Source organism: Frankia sp. CoWAU3, assembly GCF_977971855.1.
On the sequence record NZ_CDWWXB010000039.1, the window covers coordinates 14,664 to 15,904 of the forward strand.

The 1,241-nt window shown below is 74.3% G+C and carries 1 protein-coding gene and 1 pseudogene; both read right to left on the reverse strand.

Annotated features, from left to right (window positions below):
- Nucleotides 1-412, reverse strand: a 412-nt coding sequence (locus AC08ON_RS06230; protein WP_476616610.1) for a precorrin-8X methylmutase, incomplete at its 3' end; no start/stop codon positions are given.
- A pseudogene (locus AC08ON_RS06235) lies at nucleotides 409-1,241 on the reverse strand (nitrite reductase); the annotation flags it as partial. The gene AC08ON_RS06230 and the pseudogene AC08ON_RS06235, both read right to left, overlap by 4 nt.

The window sequence follows — 1,241 nt, forward strand, 5'->3', positions numbered from 1 at the left end:
CGAGTCGATCCGCCCACAGATCCACCGCCGCGGCGCTGCGGGTGGTGCCCAGCCGCTCGGCGAGCTGCGGCACCCGGGGATCACCGAGCAGGCAGAGAATCTCGTTCGCGGCGGGCAGCCGACGGCGGGTCACACCGGCCGCCACCATCTGCGCGTCACAGAGCACCGGGGCGCCGGCCAGCAACGCCGCGCGCGCCGCCGCGACCACGCCGGGGGTGAAAGCGAGATCGTCGACGAGATCCACCATTCCACAGGAGTGGATCATGCGGACCGCGACCCGGGCAACGTCACCGGGCAGCCGGTCGAGACGCGCCTCGGCCCGGATCGTCGCGAACGACCGACGGTAGATCTCCGCGCCGTCGCGAACGTAGTCGTAACGTTGCACACCGCTCATGTCTGATACGCCGTTCATGCCAGCCTCCTCGCCGACCTGACGGCCGCAGCCAGGTCCCGGTGACCGTCGAGGGGGCTCGACGACACGACCGTCGCCTCACCGCCATCCGCTCCGACAGATGCGACGGCGGCGGCTCCGAGGCCCGTCCGACGGATCCGGTAGCCGGACCCGGTCGCCACAACCTCCACCACCCGTCCTCCCGGTTGCCCGCAGCGCCGCTCGCAACCCGACCAGTGCACCGGCGCGAGGGCCGGGCCAACCGGGACGGGTGGGAGGGCTCGCGGCCTCCCGGCCGGGTGCGTCGGCGCCGACGGGTCGTCAGCTCGGATCCGCACGGACACCGCCGCGTCACTGCGGACATCCGCCAACGCCCGGCCGCATCCCGGCCGACCGGCACAGCTCGTCACACCGACCCAGGATGATGCCGGATCGACGACCAGGCCCGCGTCCGCAGCCGCCCTCGACCACCGGGTAGCCTCGGCCGGGTCGAGATCGCGGAGCACGACGGACCGCCACGGGGTCACAACCAGGACGCCGTCTTCGGCATCGCCCGCTCCGCCAGCACCGTCACCACCACCGGCCGCCGCGGCAGCGGCGAGCAGGTCGAGCTGGTCGGCGCTCAGCCGCCCCAGGGGGACGAGCACGGTCAACGCCCGGCGGCCATCACGCTGCGGATGCGGACCGGGCCACGCGCCGGCCCGAACGGTGGCGCTCCCAGCAGCCTGAGCGATTCCAGCGGCCTGGACGATCCCAACGACCCCGGCCTCGGTCGCGGCAGCCGCGAGCAGGCCGTCCCGTCCGCCCGGTCCACCCGGCAACTCGGCGATCCGCCAGGCCGCCGCGGCGG